The organism is Streptococcus sp. HMSC067A03 (assembly GCF_001814295.1).
Taxonomy (GTDB): Bacteria; Bacillota; Bacilli; order Lactobacillales; family Streptococcaceae; genus Streptococcus; species Streptococcus constellatus.
Genome location: NZ_KV815674.1, coordinates 1 through 500, shown reverse-complemented (window position 1 = coordinate 500; position 500 = coordinate 1). Strand labels below are relative to the sequence as shown.

1 protein-coding gene is annotated in these 500 nt (G+C 40.4%); it reads right to left on the bottom strand.

The window, feature by feature from the left end; all coding sequences use genetic code 11:
* A partial coding sequence (locus HMPREF2963_RS06860) for a hypothetical protein (RefSeq protein ID WP_083312533.1) occupies window positions 1–500 on the bottom strand: 500 nt, incomplete at both ends.

Below are 500 nucleotides of genomic sequence, written 5' to 3'. Positions count from 1 at the left end.
TCATCAAACCAAGGTGTTTCATAAAAGTGTGGAACTTCCCACTTTTTACCAGAGCCAATAATACGAGCGATTCCCTGACCTTTTCCATAGCTACGTTTAGGCATGTCGGCAAATCCACTCATAAGATACTTACGTTCATCTGCTGAATCTGCTGCACCCCCAAGCATGGTTACAGCATCTGAACAATTGACACGAGCTAACGAAGGCAAAAAACCTTCTTTTGTCGCAAACTGTGATATAGCAATTATATGAATACCAGCAGCTCCACCAGTGGCTGATAAACGGTTAATAGCAGTAGTCCACCGTGAAGTGATTTTGAGCTTTTTATCAATCTTATCTAATGATTCAAGAGAAGCGTTAAGATTCCCCAACTCATCAAAGAATAGGCCAATATCTAGCATGTTATCCATTTCAAGATATTTTTCCTTACCTGCTTCATTGATTTCAGCTAGTCGTTCATCCATCACGGAGCACCAATATTCAGCACGTTCTACAATCTT